The organism is Streptomyces sp. NPDC043427 (assembly GCF_056436655.1).
In genome coordinates, this window is the sequence record NZ_JBWKCC010000003.1 from 428,556 (window position 1) to 446,074 (window position 17,519).

Annotated in this window: 15 protein-coding genes and 1 pseudogene; 6 read left to right on the forward strand and 10 right to left on the reverse strand. The window is 71.8% G+C overall.

What is annotated here, in order from left to right; genetic code table 11:
• The first annotated feature begins 33 nt into the window (after nucleotides 1-33).
• From AC067M_RS09285 to AC067M_RS09295, 3 genes are all read left to right on the forward strand, one after another.
• A complete protein-coding gene (locus AC067M_RS09285) occupies nucleotides 34-243 on the forward strand; it encodes a BBE domain-containing protein (protein ID WP_478696371.1) in 210 nt (69 codons plus the stop codon).
• Nucleotides 244-277: 34 nt separating this feature from the next.
• Nucleotides 278-1,291: an LLM class flavin-dependent oxidoreductase gene (locus AC067M_RS09290; RefSeq protein ID WP_478696372.1), complete on the forward strand. Its 1,014-nt coding sequence runs from the start codon at nucleotides 278-280 to the stop codon at nucleotides 1,289-1,291.
• 668 nt (nucleotides 1,292-1,959) lie between these two features.
• Entirely contained in the window at nucleotides 1,960-4,317 is a 2,358-nt protein-coding gene (locus tag AC067M_RS09295; protein ID WP_478696437.1) for an ATP-binding cassette domain-containing protein, read from the forward strand.
• A 31-nt stretch (nucleotides 4,318-4,348) separates the two neighbouring features.
• Here AC067M_RS09295 and AC067M_RS09300 read toward each other — a convergent pair whose 3' ends face one another.
• Together AC067M_RS09300 and AC067M_RS09305 are read right to left on the reverse strand one after the other, a co-directional pair.
• Nucleotides 4,349-4,534: a hypothetical protein gene (locus AC067M_RS09300; protein ID WP_478696373.1), complete on the reverse strand. Its 186-nt coding sequence runs from the start codon at nucleotides 4,532-4,534 to the stop codon at nucleotides 4,349-4,351.
• Nucleotides 4,535-4,612: 78 nt separating this feature from the next.
• On the reverse strand, nucleotides 4,613-5,662 hold the full coding sequence (locus AC067M_RS09305; protein ID WP_478696438.1) for an NAD-dependent epimerase/dehydratase family protein: 1,050 nt from the start codon (nucleotides 5,660-5,662) through the stop codon (nucleotides 4,613-4,615).
• A 46-nt stretch (nucleotides 5,663-5,708) separates the two neighbouring features.
• Here AC067M_RS09305 and AC067M_RS09310 point away from each other — a divergent pair, with 46 nt between their 5' ends.
• Nucleotides 5,709-6,449, forward strand: coding sequence for a hypothetical protein (locus AC067M_RS09310; RefSeq protein ID WP_478696374.1), 741 nt, complete (start codon nucleotides 5,709-5,711; stop codon nucleotides 6,447-6,449).
• A 6-nt stretch (nucleotides 6,450-6,455) separates the two neighbouring features.
• On the opposite strand, the pseudogene AC067M_RS09315 reads toward AC067M_RS09310, so the two are convergent.
• The 5 genes and pseudogenes from AC067M_RS09315 to AC067M_RS09335 form a co-directional block, all read right to left on the reverse strand.
• Nucleotides 6,456-7,214, reverse strand: a pseudogene (locus AC067M_RS09315) (lysophospholipid acyltransferase family protein); the annotation flags it as partial.
• Nucleotides 7,214-7,987: a GNAT family N-acetyltransferase gene (locus AC067M_RS09320; RefSeq protein ID WP_478696375.1), complete on the reverse strand. Its 774-nt coding sequence runs from the start codon at nucleotides 7,985-7,987 to the stop codon at nucleotides 7,214-7,216. The gene AC067M_RS09320 and the pseudogene AC067M_RS09315, both read right to left, overlap by 1 nt.
• 264 nt (nucleotides 7,988-8,251) lie before the next feature.
• Entirely contained in the window at nucleotides 8,252-8,998 is a 747-nt protein-coding gene (locus tag AC067M_RS09325) for a succinate dehydrogenase/fumarate reductase iron-sulfur subunit (protein WP_478696376.1), read from the reverse strand.
• Complete coding sequence (locus tag AC067M_RS09330; RefSeq protein WP_478696377.1) at nucleotides 8,995-10,941, reverse strand: fumarate reductase/succinate dehydrogenase flavoprotein subunit; 1,947 nt, start codon at nucleotides 10,939-10,941, stop codon at nucleotides 8,995-8,997. The genes AC067M_RS09325 and AC067M_RS09330 overlap by 4 nt, the downstream gene beginning before the upstream one ends.
• 1 nt (nucleotide 10,942) lies before the next feature.
• The gene (locus tag AC067M_RS09335; protein ID WP_478696378.1) at nucleotides 10,943-11,614 is read right to left on the reverse strand and encodes a succinate dehydrogenase; all 672 of its coding nucleotides are present in this window, start codon (nucleotides 11,612-11,614) and stop codon (nucleotides 10,943-10,945) included.
• A gap of 120 nt (nucleotides 11,615-11,734) precedes the next feature.
• Between AC067M_RS09335 and AC067M_RS09340 the strand changes: the two genes are divergently transcribed.
• Nucleotides 11,735-12,619 (forward strand): LysR family transcriptional regulator, encoded by an 885-nt coding sequence (locus AC067M_RS09340; protein WP_478696379.1) that lies wholly within the window; start codon nucleotides 11,735-11,737, stop codon nucleotides 12,617-12,619.
• 9 nt (nucleotides 12,620-12,628) lie between these two features.
• Here AC067M_RS09340 and AC067M_RS09345 read toward each other — a convergent pair whose 3' ends face one another.
• A complete protein-coding gene (locus tag AC067M_RS09345; protein ID WP_478696380.1) occupies nucleotides 12,629-13,522 on the reverse strand; it encodes an NAD(P)H-binding protein in 894 nt (297 codons plus the stop codon).
• 124 nt (nucleotides 13,523-13,646) lie between these two features.
• Between AC067M_RS09345 and AC067M_RS09350 the strand changes: the two genes are divergently transcribed.
• Nucleotides 13,647-14,492: a LysR family transcriptional regulator gene (locus AC067M_RS09350; protein ID WP_478696381.1), complete on the forward strand. Its 846-nt coding sequence runs from the start codon at nucleotides 13,647-13,649 to the stop codon at nucleotides 14,490-14,492.
• A 54-nt stretch (nucleotides 14,493-14,546) separates the two neighbouring features.
• On the opposite strand, the gene AC067M_RS09355 is transcribed toward AC067M_RS09350, so the two are convergent.
• Together AC067M_RS09355 and AC067M_RS09360 are read right to left on the reverse strand one after the other, a co-directional pair.
• Entirely contained in the window at nucleotides 14,547-16,691 is a 2,145-nt protein-coding gene (locus tag AC067M_RS09355) for a putative bifunctional diguanylate cyclase/phosphodiesterase (protein WP_478696382.1), read from the reverse strand.
• Nucleotides 16,688-17,500: an SAM-dependent methyltransferase gene (locus AC067M_RS09360; RefSeq protein WP_478696383.1), complete on the reverse strand. Its 813-nt coding sequence runs from the start codon at nucleotides 17,498-17,500 to the stop codon at nucleotides 16,688-16,690. The genes AC067M_RS09355 and AC067M_RS09360 overlap by 4 nt, the downstream gene beginning before the upstream one ends.
• Between the last annotated feature and the right edge of the window lie 19 nt (nucleotides 17,501-17,519).

The window sequence follows — 17,519 nt, forward strand, 5'->3', positions numbered from 1 at the left end:
AGGAACTCTCCGACCACGGCGACCGGTTGACCGATGACACGAAGGGCTCGATCTGCTGGACGACGCGATGTGCTCGGCGGCGATGGGCGCGGTCAGCGCGTTCTGCACCGGGGGGGGGGGGACGGCGACGACCAGCACCGTGTCGGCGCCGACCACCGTGACAACCGCACCCGGTTGACGGCCCTGAAGCGGGGCTACGACCCCGGGAACCTGTTCCGGCTCGACCACAACATCGCGCCGTGAGGAATCCTTCGACCGCCCCGGTGTTGAACCCTGTATGAGTTCCGTGATCGCCTCGGCCCGCTTCTCCGTCCTCGACCGCTCCCGCACCCGCGAGGGCCATCCGGTCGGTGAGGCGCTGCGGGACACCGTGGGGCTCGCGCAGGAGGTGGAGCGGCTCGGCTACCACCGCTTCTGGGTATCGGAGCACCACGGCGTGCCCGGCGTCGCCGGGTCGGCGCCGACCGTTCTGGCTGCCGCCGTGGCCGGCGCGACGCGCACGATCCGGGTCGGCACCGGCGGGGTCATGCTGCCCAACCACCGACCGCTGGTCGTGGCCGAGCAGTTCGGCGTGCTGGAGTCCCTCTTCCCGGGCCGGATCGACATGGGGCTCGGCCGCTCGGTGGGCTTCACCGACGGGGTGCGCAAAGCCCTGGGGCGCGACAGGGACGACGCCGAGGACTTCGCGGGGCAACTCCAGGAACTGCTGGGCTGGTTCCGGGGCACGTCGCCGACCGGTGTCCACGCGCGGCCCGCGGAGGGGCTCGCCGTGCCGCCGTTCGTGCTGGCCATGGGCGAGGGCGCGACGATCGCGGCCCACGCGGGCCTGCCGATGGTCATCGGCGACCTCCGCAACCGGGAGAGGATGCGGCGCGGGATCGACACCTATCGCGCGCGGTTCCGGCCGTCGCCCTGGGCGAGCGAACCGTACGTCGTCGTCTCCGGCACCATCGCCGTGGCGGAGACACCCGAGGCGGCCCGGCGGATCCTGATGTCCGAGGCCTGGTCGATGGCGTATGCGCGCACCCACGGCACCTTCCCGCCGCTGCCGCCCGCCGAGGAGGTCGAGGCCCGGCCGATGACCGCGAAGGAGCGCGGCTTCTACGAGTCCGGCCTGACCGGCCACATCGCGGGCACCGGCGAGCAGGTGGCCGACGAGCTGGAAATGCTCTTGAAGGACACGGGCGCACAGGAGATCCTCGTCACGACCAGCACGTACGACCGTACGGCGCTGCTGGACTCCTACCGGCGGCTGGCCGGGATCGTGAACGGGGAGAACGTCACCGGGTGACCGCCGAAGCACTGCTGTCGCAGTACGAGCAACGGCTGCCCGGTCTCGCGTCGTCGGACCAGCCCTGGGGCCCTCTGGGCGTGCTCATCGAGCGGGACGGGCCGGTGGCGCGCGTCCACGGCACCCACGGGGTCGTCGTCCACAAAGCGTTGCGGGGGGGGGAGGACCTGGGGCCGCTGGTGCGCCGCCAGCAGGAGGACTTCGCCGCACGCGTCGAACCGGTCGAGTGGAAGGTGTACGCCCACGACCGCGACGCGCCGCTCCTCGCCGAGGCGCTGTCCGCCGCCGGCTTCACGCCGAGCCCGTCGCGCGCTCTGCTGCTCGCCGACGTCGCCGACGTGCCCCGGCGCACAGTCCCCTCCGTACGGTCGCACTTCGCGATCTTCGACGAGCCACGCCGCCAAGTCCCTGCGCCGACTGGCCGCGGCCGCGGCCGCTCCCGAACAGCGCAGACGGCTCTCGGAGACGGAGACCGACGGAGACGTGTGGGACCCCTGGTACTGGAACGCCATGGGCGCCCCCGGCCGTCCGGTGGGCAATGTGTGGAGCTTCGGGCCCTGAGAGCCGCGCCGGTCACCGGGCGTGACGGAGTGCGGTCGCCTAGACTCGGGAATTTGTCCCGTCGCAGTTCCCGCCGCCCCTCGAAGACCCGTACGGAGATCCCGCTCATGCCCGGCTCACCCGACTCGTTCGTCCGCGTGCGAGGCGCCCGCGAACACAACTTGCGGAGCGTGGACGTCGACCTCCCACGGGACGCGTTGACCGTGTTCACAGGCGTCTCCGGTTCGGGCAAGTCGTCGCTGGCGTTCGGCACGATCTACGCGGAGGCCCAGCGCCGCTACTTCGAGTCGGTGGCACCGTACGCCCGCCGCCTGATTCACCAGGTCGGTGCCCCGAAGGTCGGCGAGATCACCGGTCTGCCGCCCGCGGTCTCCCTCCAGCAGCGGCGCTCGGCTCCGACGTCCCGCTCCTCGGTCGGCACGGTCACCAACCTCTCGAACTCGCTGCGGATGCTGTTCTCCCGCGCCGGGGACTACCCGCCGGGCGCCGGGCGCCTCGACTCGGACGCCTTCTCCCCCAACACGGCGGTCGGGGCCTGTCCGGACTGCCACGGCCTGGGACGCGTCCACCGCACGACCGAGGAGTCGCTCGTCCCCGACCCGTCCCTGTCGATCCGCGAGGGCGCGATCGCCGCGTGGCCGGGCGCCTGGCAGGGCAAGAACCTGCGCGACATCCTCGACGCGCTGGGGTACGACGTGGACCGCCCGTGGCGCGAACTGCCCGCCGAAGAACGCGAGTGGATCCTGTTCACGGACGAGCAGCCGGTGGTCACCGTGCACCCCGTCCGGGACGCCGACCGCATCCAACGGCCGTACCAGGGCACGTACATGAGCGCCCGCCGGTACGTCATGAAGACGTTCTCCGACTCCAAGAGCCCGACCCTGCGGGCGAAGGCGGAGCGGTTCCTGACGAGCGCGCCCTGTCCGGGCTGCGGCGGCAGCCGGCTGCGGCCCGAGGCGCTGGCGGTCACCTTCGCGGGCCGCACGATCGCCGAGCTGGCCGCGGTGCCGCTGGCGGAGCTGGCCGAACACCTGACGGCACGGGACGAGGCGTCGCGGGTCCTCACCCAGGACCTGCGGTCCCGGATCGAGCCCGTCGTCGAGCTGGGCCTCGGCTACCTCAGCCTCGACCGGGCCACCCCCACCCTCTCGGCGGGCGAGCTGCAGCGGCTGCGCCTGGCGACCCAGCTGCGCTCCGGTCTTTTCGGGGTCGTGTACGTCCTCGACGAGCCGTCCGCCGGACTGCACCCGGCGGACACCGAGGCGCTGCTCACGGTGCTGGAGCGGCTGAAGGCCGCGGGGAACTCGGTGTTCGTGGTGGAGCATCACCTGGACGTGGTCCGCGCCGCCGACTGGCTCGTGGACGTCGGCCCGCACGCCGGCGAGCACGGCGGACGGGTGCTGCACAGCGGGCCGGTGGCGGACCTGGCCGCCGTGTCCGAGTCCGCGACGGCCCGCTACCTGTTCGACCACTCCCCCGCACCCGCGCGGCAAGTCCGCGCCCCTCGCGGTCAGTTGAAGGTCGGCCCGGTCACCCGGCACAACCTGCGCGGGGTGACGGCCGAGTTCCCGCTGGGCGTGTTCACCGCGGTCACCGGTGTCTCGGGCTCGGGGAAGTCCACGCTCATCGGCGAAATCACACAGGACCTGGCGGGCGTGGGCCGGCTGGTGGCGGTGGACCAGAAACCCATCGGCCGCACCCCGCGCTCGAACCTGGCCACGTACACCGGCCTCTTCGACGTCGTCCGCAGAATCTTCGCGGCCACCGACGAGGCACGGGCGCGGGGTTACGGCGTCGGCCGCTTCTCCTTCAACGTGGCTGGGGGTGCCCCCTCTGGGGGAGGGCGCTGCGAGACCTGCCAGGGCGAGGGGTTCGTCAGCGTCGAGCTGCTGTTCCTGCCGAGCACGTACGCACCGTGCCCGGACTGCGGCGGCGCGCGCTACGAGCCCGCGACGCTCGAAGTGACGTACCGGGGACGGAACATCGCACAGGTGCTGGACCTGACGGTGGAAGGGGCCGCGGAGTTCTTCGCGGACACCCCGGCCGTGGCCCGCAGCCTGTCCACCCTGCTCGACGTCGGACTCGGCTATCTGCGCCTCGGGCAGCCCGCGACCGAACTGTCCGGCGGCGAGGCCCAGCGCATCAAGCTGGCGAGCGAGTTGCAGCGCGGTCGCCGCGCCCACACCCTCTACCTCCTCGACGAACCCACGACCGGTCTCCACCCCGCCGACGTGGAGGTCCTGCTGCGCCAGCTGCACGGCCTGGTCGACACCGGCCACACGGTCATCGTCGTCGAACACGACATGTCCGTCGTCGCCGGCGCCGACTGGGTCATCGACCTGGGCCCGGGCGGCGGCACCGCGGGCGGCCGCATCGTCGCGGCGGGGCCGCCGAGGGAGGTGGCGGAGTCGGAGGGGAGCGGAACGGCGCCGTATTTGAGGCGGGAGACGCGGCCGAAGGGCTGACCGCCGCCTCGGGGCGAGCCGCCGGGACGGTTCAGTCGTCCGAGTCGCCGCCCGAGGTCCGGCGCTTGCTCGAGGCCTCGCTCACCAGGTGGCCGAGGGCGACGGTGACGAGGGCCACCGCGCGCACCCAGCGCGGGCCGCCCCGCTCCGCCCACACCACACAGACGCACCCCCCGATGACGAGCGCGAGGACACACGACAGAACGAGCACGTCCATGCTCTTCCCCCCTTCTGGCATTGCTGGTCAGCGCCATCCTGTCAGGGAAATCCGCCGGCCACGCCTGCGGGCCGCCCCTCACTGTCCGCGCCACGCCCGGTAGTGGTCCACGAGCGTCTCCTCGATCGGGCGGTAGGTGAGGCCCAGTTCCGTGATGCTGCGGGAGTTGTCCACACGGAAGCGGATGCCGAGGTGTTTGCGGATGTAGTCCTGGGTGAGTCCGAAGGCGGGGCCGAGGAGGCGAACGGGCCAGTGCGGGAGGGCTGTTCGGGGCAGGCGGAGGTTGCGGGGGTGGTGCTTGCGGAGGATGCGGGACATCTGGTGGAAGGACGTCATCTCCTGCGCCGCCACGATGTAACGGCCGTGGGCGTCGGTTCGCTCCGCCGCCGCGATGTGCGCCAGGGCGACGTCGCGTACGTCCGCCGTGGTGAAGCTGAAGTCCGGCGCGCCGTAGAAGAAGTAGCCCTTGAGGAGTTCGTCCAGGAGGAAGAGGCTGCCCGAGTCCGAGGCGGGGGTGAGGGAAGGACCCAGGATCAGGCCCGGGTTGACGGAGACCATGCTCCAGCGGTCCTGGCCCGCCGCCGCCTCCCACGCGGCTCGCTCCGCGACCGTTTTGGCGTAGTGGTACGGGTTGTTCTCGACGGTGCTCGTGGTGTTGACGTACTTCTCCGACAGGACCCGGTCGTCCATGTCCAGCACGTCGGCGTAGTCGCCGAAGATCGCGCCGACGGTGGAGGTGAAGACCAGTCGGCCGACCGTCTCCGTCCGCTCCACGCTCGCGAGCACGTTGCGCGTGCCGAGGAGCGCGGGCTCCACCACGTCCCGCCGGCCGTCCTTGATCTTCTCCGGCATGAGGAACGGTGAGGCCACGTGGAAGACGACCGCGCAGCCCTTCATCGCCTCGTCGAAGGACCCCTCACGCAGCAGGTCCGCCTCGAAGATCTCCAGCCGACCGGGGTGCGTGGCTCCCATCGCCCGCAGCGGCTCCGTCTTCGCCGCGTTCGCCGTGCTGCGGACGGTGGTGCGCACCCGGTAGCCGCGCTCCAGCAACTCCCGCACCAGATGGGCGGCCACGAACCCGCTGCCGCCCGTCACCAGAACCGCCTCCCCGGCCGGGCCACCCTTCACACGCACTCCCCTCACGGCATCGGACCTGGTCTGCCATGATCTCACCATGGCCGCCCAACAACCCCTCACCTACCAGGAGTTCGTCGAACGGGCCGCGTCCGACCCCGCCGTCGTCGGTGTGGTGCTCAAGGGATCGCAGGCCCATGAGGGCATGGCCACCGACCACTCCGACCACGATCTGTACGTCGTGGTCACGGACGGAGCGGAGACGGACCTCACCCGTTTCGCCGGTCACCGCTCGCCACGGCTGGATGTGCTGGTCGTCGCGCTCGCCGACTTCCGGGCCGCCGGGATGCCGGGCTTCGAGCGCTACGCCCTCGCCCGGGCGCGGGTCGTGTTCGACCGGCTCGACGGGGAACTCGACCGGATCCTCTCCGCCAAGGCACGCCTGGGCGCAGAGGAGGCGTTCCGGGCCGTGGACGCCTGGCTGGACGCGTACGCCAACGCGCACTACCGGTCGGTCAAGGACGCCCGGGACGGGGAGTCACTGGCCGCGCGTCTCGACGCCGCCGACAGCCTGGGCTTCCTCCTGGAGCTGCTCTTCGCCCTCGACCGCCGTCCCCGCCCCTACAACAAGTACCTGCGCTGGGAGCTCACCCACCATCCTCTGCCGGACTGGGACTCCACCGACCTGCTCGGCACGCTGGAGCACATCGCGGCGACGGCCGACGTGACCGCTCAGCGGGCGCTGTTCGCAACGGTCGAGCGGTTGGCCCGCCGGGCCGGGCACGGCGAGGTGCTGGACGACTGGGGCGACGACCTGCGCCTGATGCGTCCGGCCCAGTGAGCGCGCCTCGGCCGCCCGGGCGAGGGCCCTGCGGTCGGCGCAATCGCCCACCCCGATCGCGGGCGGCACATGGACCTCGGCCGTGAGGCCCCGCGCCGCGACCACCCGCCACACCGAGGCGAGGAGCGAGTCGTCGCCGACGAAGGCGGGTGCCGTGCTGGCCGCGCCCCCGGCGAGCCGGTAGCGGATGCGCACCGGCTGGACCGGGACCCGCGCGTCGAGTGCGGCCTGGAAGACGGCCCGGCGGAAGTGGCCCTGGGCGCGCCCGCACCAGGTACTGCCCTCGGGGAACACCGCGACGGCCTGGCCGGCGCGGAGGGCCCCCGCGAGGCTCGCGACCGTGTCGGGGAGCGCGCGCAGCCGGTCGCGGTCGATGAACACCACGCCGCCGCGCGCGGCCAGCGCCCCCGCCACGGGCCACTGCCGGATCTCGGCCTTGGCCAGCATGCGGGCCGGGCGGACGGCGGCCAGCAACGGGATGTCCAGCCACGATATGTGGTTGGCGACCAGCAGCAGCCCGCCGGTGGGCGCGGCGCCGCCGGTGACACGGAGCCGTACCCCGGCGGCCCGGACGATCGCCCGGCACCACCAGCGCACCGCCCCGGCCGGTGCCCTCCCGCCGATCGGCGACAGCACGACCCCGGCGAGGATCAGCGCCACGACCGCCGCGAACCGCAGTACGGCGCGCGGTACGGCCGCGGCGGACCCCGTCGCCTCCACGCACGCCCGCGGGGTGCAGGGCGCGCTGGGAAGCCAGACGCTCATCAGGCCGGCACGAGAGAGAGGAAGTGCCGCAGGTAGCGCGAGTTGACCCGGCGCATCGACAGCAGCACATACAGGTCGGCGACCCCGAAGTCCGGGTCGTGCGCGGGCTCGGCGCACACCCAGGCACCGAGGCGGAGGTAGCCGCGCAGGAGGGCGGGGAGTTCGGTGCGCGCGGGAGCGGCGGCCGTCTCGTCCGGCACCCACGGCAGCAGCGGCCGTACGCGGTACTCCTCGGGCGCCAGGTACTTCTCCCGTACGCGGTCCCAGGTGCCGGCCGCGAGAACGCCGCCGTCGGCGAGGGGGATGGAGCAGCAGCCGGCGAGCCACTCGTGGCCGCGCTCCACCATGTAGCGGGCGATCCCGGCCCAGATCAGGCTGATGACGGCGCCGTCCCGGTGGTCGGGGTGCACGCAGGAGCGGCCGACCTCGACGAGCCCCTGCCGGATCGCGTCCAGCGGCGCGAGGTCGAACTCGCTCTCCGAGTAGAGCCGCCCGGCCACCGCGGCCCGCTCCGGCGGCAGCAGCCGGTACGTCCCGACGACCTGGCCGGTCAGGGTGTCCCGTACGAGCAGGTGGTCGCAGTAGGCGTCGAACGGGTCGACGTCGAGGCCCGGCTGCGGGGAGTTCAGCAGGGCCCCCATCTCCCCGGCGAACACCTCGTGCCGCAGCCGCTGAGCGGCCCGCACGTCGTCCTCGTCACGGGCCAGGGTCACGGTGTAGCGGGTGGGTGCCACGTTCTGCGGGGGACGGTCGAGCGTGGAAACGCCGGTCATGGCTCACTCCAGGGACGGGCCACTTCGGGGACGGTGGCGTACCCCTCGTTTCTCCCGACCCTGGTTGGCGAGCACGTGACGGACGCCAGGAGAGCGGATGTGGGGAGGTTGAATCCCAGGAGCGGATCAGCGCCGAGAAAGGGGCGCGGGGCTGTATCGGTATGCGGCTCCGCCGCGTGGGCGCGACAAGCCACAGCACACCGGCACCTGCACCGGCACCCGCACCCGCACCCGCACCCGAAGACGACGGCTCTCCCTGCGGCGCTACCGCTTCACCTTCCGCGCGGCCCGCAGCCACTCCTTGTTCATGCTGGTGATGGACATCAAGGGAATCCCCTTGGGACAGGCAGTCGCACACTCCCCCGCCAACGTGCACCCCCCGAACCCTTCCTCGTCCATCTGCGCGACCATGTCCAGCACCCGCGTCTCCCGCTCCGGCGCCCCCTGCGGCAACACGTTCAGATGGTTGACCTTGGCCGAGGTGAACAACATCGCCGCGCCGTTCGGGCACGCGGCGACACACGCCCCACACCCGATGCACTCCGCATGCTCGAACGCCAAGTCCGCGTCCGGCTTCGGCACCGCCGTCGCATGGGCCTCCGGCGCGGCCCCCGTCGGCGCGGTGATGTACCCACCGGCCTGGATGATGCGATCGAAGGCCGACCGGTCCACGACCAGATCCTTGATCACCGGAAACGCCGACGCCCTCCACGGCTCCACATCGATCGTGTCGCCGTCCTTGAAGGACCGCATGTGCAGCTGACAGGTGGTGGTGCGCTCCGGCCCGTGCGCGTCGCCGTTGATGACGAGCGAGCACGCCCCGCAGATCCCCTCCCGGCAGTCGTGGTCGAAGGCCACCGGGTCCTCGCCCCGCAGGATGAGCTCCTCGTTGAGCGTGTCGAGCATCTCCAGGAACGACATGTCGGGCGAGATGCCGTCCACGTCGTACGTGGACATGGTGCCGTCGGCGTCGGCGTTCTTCTGCCGCCAGACGCGCAGGGTGAGCTTCATGCGTAGCTCCGCTGGGTGGGGTGGACGTACTCGAAGACCAGGTCTTCCTTGTGCAGGGTGGGGGCCTCGCCCGTGCCGGTGAACTCCCAGGCGGCCGCGTACGAGAACTCCTCGTCCCTGCGGGCGGCCTCGCCGTCCGGCGTCTGGGACTCCTCGCGGAAGTGGCCGCCGCAGGACTCGCCGCGGTGCAGGGCGTCGAGGCACATGAGCTCGGCGAGCTCCAGGTAGTCGACGACGCGGTTGGCCTTCTCCAGCGACTGGTTGAACTCCTCACCGGTGCCCGGCACCTTGATGCGCCGCCAGAACTCCTCGCGGATCTGCGGGATGCGTTCGAGGGCCTTGCGCAGTCCGGCGTCCGTCCGCGCCATGCCGCAGAACTCCCACATGAGTTCGCCGACCTCGCGGTGGAAGGAGTCGGGGGTACGGTCGCCGTCGACGGACAGGAGCAGGTTGAGCCGGTCCTGGGTCTCCGCCAACACCTCCTGCACGACGGGGTGTTCGTCGGTCACCTGGTCCTGGTGCGGGTTACGGGCGAGGTAGTCGTTGATGGTCGCCGGCAGCACGAAGTAGCCGTCGGCGAGGCCCTGCATGAGGGCGGAGGCACCGAGCCGGTTGGCGCCGTGGTCGGAGAAGTTGGCCTCGCCGATGGCGAACAGGCCGGGGACGGTGGTCTGGAGGTCGTAGTCGACCCACAGGCCGCCCATCGTGTAGTGCACGGCGGGATAGATCCGCATCGGCACCTCGTACGGATCCTCGTCGGTGATCCGCTGGTACATGTCGAAGAGGTTGCCGTACTTGGCCTCGACGGCCTTGCGGCCCATCCGCCCGATGGCGTCGGCGAAGTCGAGGTAGACCCCCTGCCCGCCGGGCCCCACTCCCCTGCCCTCGTCGCAGACGTTCTTCGCGGCGCGGGAGGCGATGTCGCGCGGGACCAGGTTGCCGAAGGACGGGTAGATGCGCTCCAGGTAGTAGTCGCGCTCGTCCTCGGGGATCTTGTTCGGGGGCCGGTCGTCGCCCTTGGCCCTGGGCACCCAGATCCGGCCGTCGTTGCGCAGCGACTCGCTCATCAGCGTCAGCTTGGACTGGTGGTCGCCGGTGCGCGGGATGCAGGTCGGGTGGATCTGTGTGAAGCAGGGGTTGGCGAAGTAGGCGCCCCGCCGGTGTGCCCGCCAGACGGCGGTGGCGTTGGAGTTCATGGCGTTGGTCGACAGGTAGAAGACGTTGCCGTAGCCGCCACTCGCCAGTACGACGGCGTCCGCGAAGTACGTGTCGATCTTCCCCGTGATCAGGTCCCGCGCGACGATCCCGCGCGCCCGCCCGTCGACGACGATCAGGTCGAGCATCTCGGTCCGCGGGTGCATCTCCACGTTGCCGGCGGCGATCTGCCTGCTGAGGGCCTGGTACGCGCCCAGCAGCAGCTGCTGGCCCGTCTGACCGCGGGCGTAGAACGTGCGGGACACCTGGACGCCGCCGAAGGAGCGGGTGTCGAGCAGACCGCCGTACTCGCGGGCGAAGGGCACGCCCTGGGCCACGCACTGGTCGATGATCTCGACGGAGATCTGCGCGAGGCGGTGGACGTTGGACTCGCGGGCCCGGAAGTCGCCGCCCTTGACGGTGTCGTAGAACAGCCGGTGGACGGAGTCGCCGTCGTTGCGGTAGTTCTTCGCGGCGTTGATGCCGCCCTGCGCGGCGATCGAGTGGGCGCGGCGCGGGGAGTCCTGGTAGCAGAACTGGACGACGTGGTAGCCCTGTTCGGCGAGGGTGGCCCCGGCGGAGCCGCCGGCTAGGCCGGTGCCGACGACGATGACCGTGTGCTTGCGCCGGTTGGCGGGGTTGACCAGCTTGGCCTCGAAGCGGCGCTTGTCCCAGCGCTCGTGGACGGGGCCCTGGGGGGCCTTGGTGTCGACGACCGGTGCACCGGTCGTGTAGTCGGTGTAGGTCATGTCAGCTCACCACTCCGGTCATGACGCCCACGGGTACGGCGATGAACCCGGCCGTGAGCAGCAGCGCGAGGACGTTGGCGACGATCTTGAGCGCACGGTCGCGGGTGCGGCTGCCGGCGCCGAGGGTCTGGGCGGCACTCCAGAAGCCGTGCCGGATGTGCAGGCCGAGCGCGAGCATCGCGACGATGTAGATGACGTTGCCGTACCAGGTGGAGAAGGTGTCCACGACGTTCTGGTACGGGTGGCCCTCCTGGAAGCCGCCGGAGTGCACGGTGCCGGTGGTCAGGTCCAGGATGTGCCAGACGATGAACAGGCCGAGGATGATCCCGCCCCAGCGCATCGTGCGGGTCGCGTAGCTCGCCCGCGGCTTCTTGTGCACGTATTTGCTGGGCCGGGCCCTGATGTCGCGGCGGCTGAGCTGGTACGCGGAGACGGCGTGCGCGACGACGGCGGCCACCAGCACGACGCGGATCAGCCACAGCGTCCACTCGTAGTGCATGAACGGCTCGCCGACGGTGCGCAGCCAGTGTCCGTACGCGTTGAACTCGCCGGCCCCGAAGTAGATCTTCAGGTTTCCGATCATGTGGGCGACCAGGTACAGCAGCATGATCAGGCCGCTGACCGCCATCACGGTCTTCTTGCCGAGGGTGGAGTCCCACACGGTGCGCGCCATCGACGGCCGTCGGTCCGTTCGCGTTGCCAGAGCCATGGCTCAAGACGCTAGGCCCGGCCGCCCTGATCGGTCCAAGACATGGTCCGGCTTGATTCCATAGACAATGCCTATGCTGGTGGGATGCAGTTCCAGCAGCTCCAGTACTTCGTGGCGGTCGCCGAGACCCGGCACTTCACCCGGGCCGCGGACCTCGTCCATGTCGCCCAGCCGTCGCTGTCCCAGCAGATCAAGGCGCTGGAGCGGGAGCTCGGGGCGGACCTGTTCCTGCGGGCGCGGGGCAACATCACGCTCACCGACGCCGGCGAGGCGCTGCTGCCGCTGGCCCGGCGCATCCTGGCGGACGCGGAGACCGCGCGGCACGAGGTGCAGGAGCTGGTGCAGCTGCGCGGCGGCCGGGTGCGGCTGGGCGCCACGCCCAGCCTGTGCACCGGTCTGCTCCCGGACGTGCTGCGCGCCTTCCACGACCGCTATCCCGGCATCCGGCTGCTGATCGAGGAGGGCGGTTCGCACGACCTCGTACGGGAACTGGCGCGCGGCGCGCTCGACCTGGCCCTGGTGGTCCTGCCGCTGCCCACGCCGTCGCCCGCGCTGACGACGGTGGAGCTGCTGCGGGAGGACCTGGTGGTGGTGTCGTCGCCGGAGGCGGCGAAGCCGGGGAACGGCCGGCGGACGGTGCGTGTCGCCGATCTGGAAGGCGAGCGTCTTGTGATGTTCCGGCACGGCTACGACCTGCGGGAGCTGACCGTGGCGGCCTGCCGCGCCGAGGGCTTCGAGCCGGTCTTCGCGGTGGAGGGTGGCGAGATGGACGCGGTGCTCGGGTTCGTGCGGTCCGGGCTGGGCGTGGCGGTCGTGCCGCGCATGGTGGCCGCCCGGTCGGGCCGGGGGCTGCGGGTCACGCCGCTCGCCCGGCCCGGTCTGCACCGTACGATCGCCCTCGCGCACCGCAGCGACGTGGCACCGCCGCGGGCGGCGCGGGAGCTGCAGCGGATGCTGCTGGAGCGATGAGTCCCCGGCTCAGCGCTGCAGGGCGGCCGGCTTGAACACCTCCTCGCACCACTGGCGGAAGGTTGTGGGCGCGGTGTCGGGGGTGCTGGGCTGCGAGGCGCCGTAGAAGCCCTGCGCGTTCAGGGCGTCCACCATGTCGGCGAAACCCTGCACCCATGCCTCACTCGCGCCGAAACGGACCCACCGCTCCCTGAGCTCCGCGGTGGTGGTGAACTCGACGCGGACGGGCCGGTCGAGCACCTCGGAGAGGACGCCGGCCATGCCCTCGGGGGTCAGGGCGTCGGGACTGACCAGCGGAACGTCCTCCTGCCCGGTCCAGGAGTCGTCGAGGAGCAGTCGGGCGGCCGTGGCGCCGATGTCGCGGGTGGCGCACAGACGCAGCACACGGTCAGGAACGAGGGACGTCGAGAACACCCCCGCGTCGCGGATCGAGGCCACCTGGCGGAGCTCGTTCTCCATCAGTGACGGCGGGCACAGGGCCCGGTAGTGGACGCCCGTGGCGGCGATCGCCTCGTCCATCGCCAGCCCCGCGGAGATCAGCCCGGCGTTCCTGGCGATACCACGGCCCAGCGTGGAGACGGCCACGGCCCGTTCCAGGCCCTGGGCCTCGATGACCTCGCACAGCGGCTCGGTGAAGGCCTGGAAGTGTCCTTCGACGCTGTCGGCGCCGGGGTGCGGCGGTACCAGCCAGAACACCCTCTCGGCGCCCTGGCAGGCCTCCTTCAGTACGGCGGGGTCTGCGTGCGAGCCCTGGACGACCTCCACGCGCTCGCGCACCTGCGGGGCGAGCGCTGCGGGGTCGCGGACGATCACCCGGACCGGTGCGGAGCCCTGAGGGGCGTCGAGGAGGCGGGCGACGACCTCACGGCCGATCTGGCCGGTCGGGGTGGTGACAACAATCATGAACTGCTCCTGGAACAGGGCTTGTTGGGATGTCCTTGAGCCTGCTGCCAGGAGGGCCGGAACTGAAGGACCGGTTCGCTCGCTGTTGTTACCCTCAGGGCAACACCGATCGGAGGGCAGGCCCGTGGAGTCGCGTCCGCTGCGTTACTTCGTCGCCGTCGCCGAGGAGCTCAACTTCGCCCGTGCCGCCGAGCGGCTCGGCATCTCGTCGCCGCCGCTGTCGCGGGCGATCCGTCAGCTGGAGTCGGAGCTGGGGGCCGTACTCTTCGAGCGGACCACCCACAGCGTGGCGCTGACGCCGGCGGGGGAAGTCCTGCTGCCCGAGGCCCGGTTCGCGCTGGAAGCGCTGGAGGCCGCCGGGCGACGGGCCCGGCGTGCGGCCGACGACGGGCCGAAGGTGGTGCTGACTGTGAAGGCCGACGGCGACGGCGGGCTGCTGGAGGCGATCCTCGCGCGGTACGCGGCCGACCCCGCCGCGGTGCCGGTCTCCGTCCGGCTGTGCGCCTGGCGCGAGCAGTCCCTCCTGCTGCGCCGGGGCGAGGCCGACGTCGCCCTGGTCTACGAGCCGTACGAACGCACCGGCCTCGACGTCGAGAACCTGGCCGCCGAACCGCGCGTCGCCGCCCTCTCCGTGACCCATCCGCTCGCCGCCCGGGCCGGGCTGAGCCTCGCCGACCTGGGGCTGCGCCCGGACGAGGCGCACCGGTACATCGACGAGTTGCGTGCCAAAGGCCATGACCTCGCGCAATTGCTCACGCTCGTCGGTCTGGGCGAGGCCGTCGCCCTGCTGCCCGCCTCCGTCGCGGGCCGCTACCCCCGGCCGGGCGTGGTCTACCGCCCGGTCCGGGACGCACCCCCCGCCGTCCTGGCCGTCGTCTGGCCCCAGCAGTCCCGCTCCACGGCCACGGCGGCTCTGGTACGGGCGGCGGTGGCGGTGGCGGCCGAGCGCGGGGAGCGGGCGGCGAGCTGAGCCGTGTGGGGCGGCACAAGGCGGTGGTTCCGCCCTGAGCCCGGTACGCCTCCCTCAGCCCGTCGCGTCCACCAGGGCCAGCTCGTGCAGGCGTTCCGGGGGGCCGGGGCGGGCGTAGTACCAGCCCTGGGCGGTGTCGCAGCCCAGTATGCGGAGTTGTTCGGCCTGGGCGCCGGTCTCGACGCCCTCGACGGTGACCGCGAGGTCGAGGCTGTGGGCGAGGGAGACGATCCCCTCGACGATCTTGAGGTCGACGGGGTCGGCCGGGAACTGCTGCATGCTCTGGGTGAAGGAGCGGTCCAGCTTGAGGATGCTGACCGGGAGGCGGCGCAGGTTGGCGAGGTTGGAGTAGCCGGTGCCGAAGTCGTCCAGGGCGATGTCGACGCCCATCTCCGCGAGGCGGCGCAGCGGCTTCAGCAGATCGTCGTCGGCGCCGATCAGCGCCGACTCGGTGACCTCCAGGCAGAGCGCCTCCGGCTGGAGGCCCTCGCGCTCCAGGATGTCGACGGTGTCCTGCACCAGGCCCGGATGGGTGAGCTGGCAGGGAGAGAGGTTGACGTTCACGCGGAGCGGGCCGGTGATCGCGTTCCCGCCGTGCCGTTCCCGCCACTCACGGGCCTGGCGCACCGACTGCTCCAGGACCCAGCGGCCCAGCGGGACGATCAGCCCGGTGTGCTCGGCGAGCGGGATGAACCGGTCGGGACCGAGGACCCCGTGCTGCGGGTGCAGCCAGCGCACCAGGGCCTCGGCGCCGCGCACGCTGCCGTCGCCGAGGTGGACCAGCGGCTGGTACTCGATGAAGAACTCGCCCCGCTCCAGGGCGGTCGGCAGCGCCGTGGTGAGCCCGTTGCGGGTGATGGCGCGGGCGTCGGCCTCCGGGTCGGCGAGCTCGAAGCGGTTGCCGCCCGCGGACTTGGCCCGGTACATCGTGATGTCGGCGCTGCGCAGCACCTCCGCGGCGCTGCGCTCCCCCGCCGCCCCCTCGACGATGCCGATGCTGCCGCGCACGGTCAGCTCCCGGCCGTCCACGCTGACGGGGGCGATCAGCGCGTTCATGATGCGTCCGGCGAGCTCGTCGACCTCGCGCCGGGTCTCGGGGCCGGTGGTCAGCGCCACGAACTCGTCGCCGCCCAGGCGCGCCACCATCTCGCCCGGCGCGGTGGCGCAGGACTGCAACCGGTCGGCGACCTCGACGAGCAGCCGGTCGCCGGCGGCGTGGCCGAGGCTGTCGTTGATCGTCTTGAAGCCGTCGAGGTCGAGATAGCACAGCCCGAACCGCTGCCCCTCACCCGCGCCCAGCACCTTCTCCAGGCGTTCGAAGAACAGGGTGCGGTTGGGCAGGCCGGTGAGCGCGTCGTGCGTGGCCTCGTAGCGCAGCCGGAGGTTGAGCAGCCGGCGCTCGGTGGTGTCCTCCATGAGGGCGAGCTGGTACTGGGGTTCGCCGTCGGCGTCGCGCAGCAAGGAGACCGTCAGGTTGGTCCACAGGGCCGTTCCGTCGGGGCGGCAGAAGGCCTTCTCCACGTGGTAGTGCTCGCGCTCGCCGCGCACCAGCTCCTCGTAGAGCCGCCAGACCTGGGGGGCGTCCTCGGTGTGCGTCCAGTCCCGGACGTTGCGGCCGCGCACGCTCTGCTCGGAGCCGCCGAACATGCGCATCAGGGCCCCGTTGACCTGGAGGACGTTGCCGTCGAGGTCGGCGATGCCGATGCCTATGGCGGCGCCCTCGAATACCGCGCGGAAGCGGGCCTCGCTCGCGTGCAGTGCCTGCGCGACCACGCCCTGCGCCTGCAACGCGGCCTGGGCGATGGCCTCCTGCTCGGCCAGCGTCCGCTCACGCAGCGCCCGCGCGAAGCCGGCGGCCATGGCGTGCTGCAGCCGGGAGCAGCGCGTGCGCAGCTCTTCCTGGTGGCCGTCCTCGCCGCAGTAGAGCACCAGGTAGGCGTCGACGCAGTCCAGGCTGTGGCTGAGGGCGTCCGGGTCGGTGCAGTGCGCGTCGACCAGCGCGGCGCCGACGGCCCTCGCGGCCTCGGCGTCGAACGCCCTGGCCCGCAGCGCCTCGCTCAGGCGGCGGGCGAGCGGCAGGAGTCGCTCCTCGAACTCGGGTCGGGTCAGCGAGGTCGACGTCACCGGGAACACCGCCCGGCTCCAGATCGTCGCGAACCGGCGCAGTCTGTCCTCCGGCCCGTCCGGCTCCGCGGTCACGCGGTACGCCCCACGCCCGCGAAACCGGAGAAGGCATAGGGATCCTCGTCCTCCGGAGCCGTCTCCGGCCGCCAGCGCGGCGGCGACACCAGTCCCGGTTCCACCATGTCGTACCCCTCGAAGAACCGCGCGATCTCGTCACGCGAGCGCATGATCAGCGGGTTGCGAATGCCCTTGTACACGTCCACCGCGCCCTCGGCACGCTCGGGTGCCAGCGGGATTCCCTCGTACGAGGCATGCGTGAGGATCAGCATGCTGCCGGGCGCGAGTGCCTCGCGCAGCTCGGCCACCGCACCGTACGGGTCATCCGCGTCTTCCACGAAGTGCAGTATGGCAACGAGAAGCAGCGCCACTGGCCGATTCAGGTCGATCAGGCCGAGAACCTGGGGGGCGGCGAGGATCTCCTGCGGCTTGCGGAGGTCGGCGGCGACGACGACGGCGTCGGTGTTGTCCGCGAGGACCGCCTGGCTGTGCGCGACGGCCACCGGGTCGTGGTCGACGTAGACCACGCGCGCGCCGGGGCTTGCCGCCTGGGCCACCTCGTGGACGTTGCCGAAGGTGGGAATGCCCGAGCCGATGTCGAGGAACTGGGTGATGCCCTCGTCGGCCGCGAACCGCACGGCGCGACGCATGAACGCCCGGTTCGCCTGCATGATCTTCGGAAGTCCCGGCATGAACTCCATGGCCTTGCGGGCGGCTTCCCGGTCGACCTCGAAGTTGTGCGAACCGCCCAGGTAGTAGTCGTAGATCCGCGAGACACTGGGCACCGAGATGTCGATGCTTCGTGGGGCCCAGGCGGGACGCTCCATCTATCTCTCCAAGGCGCTA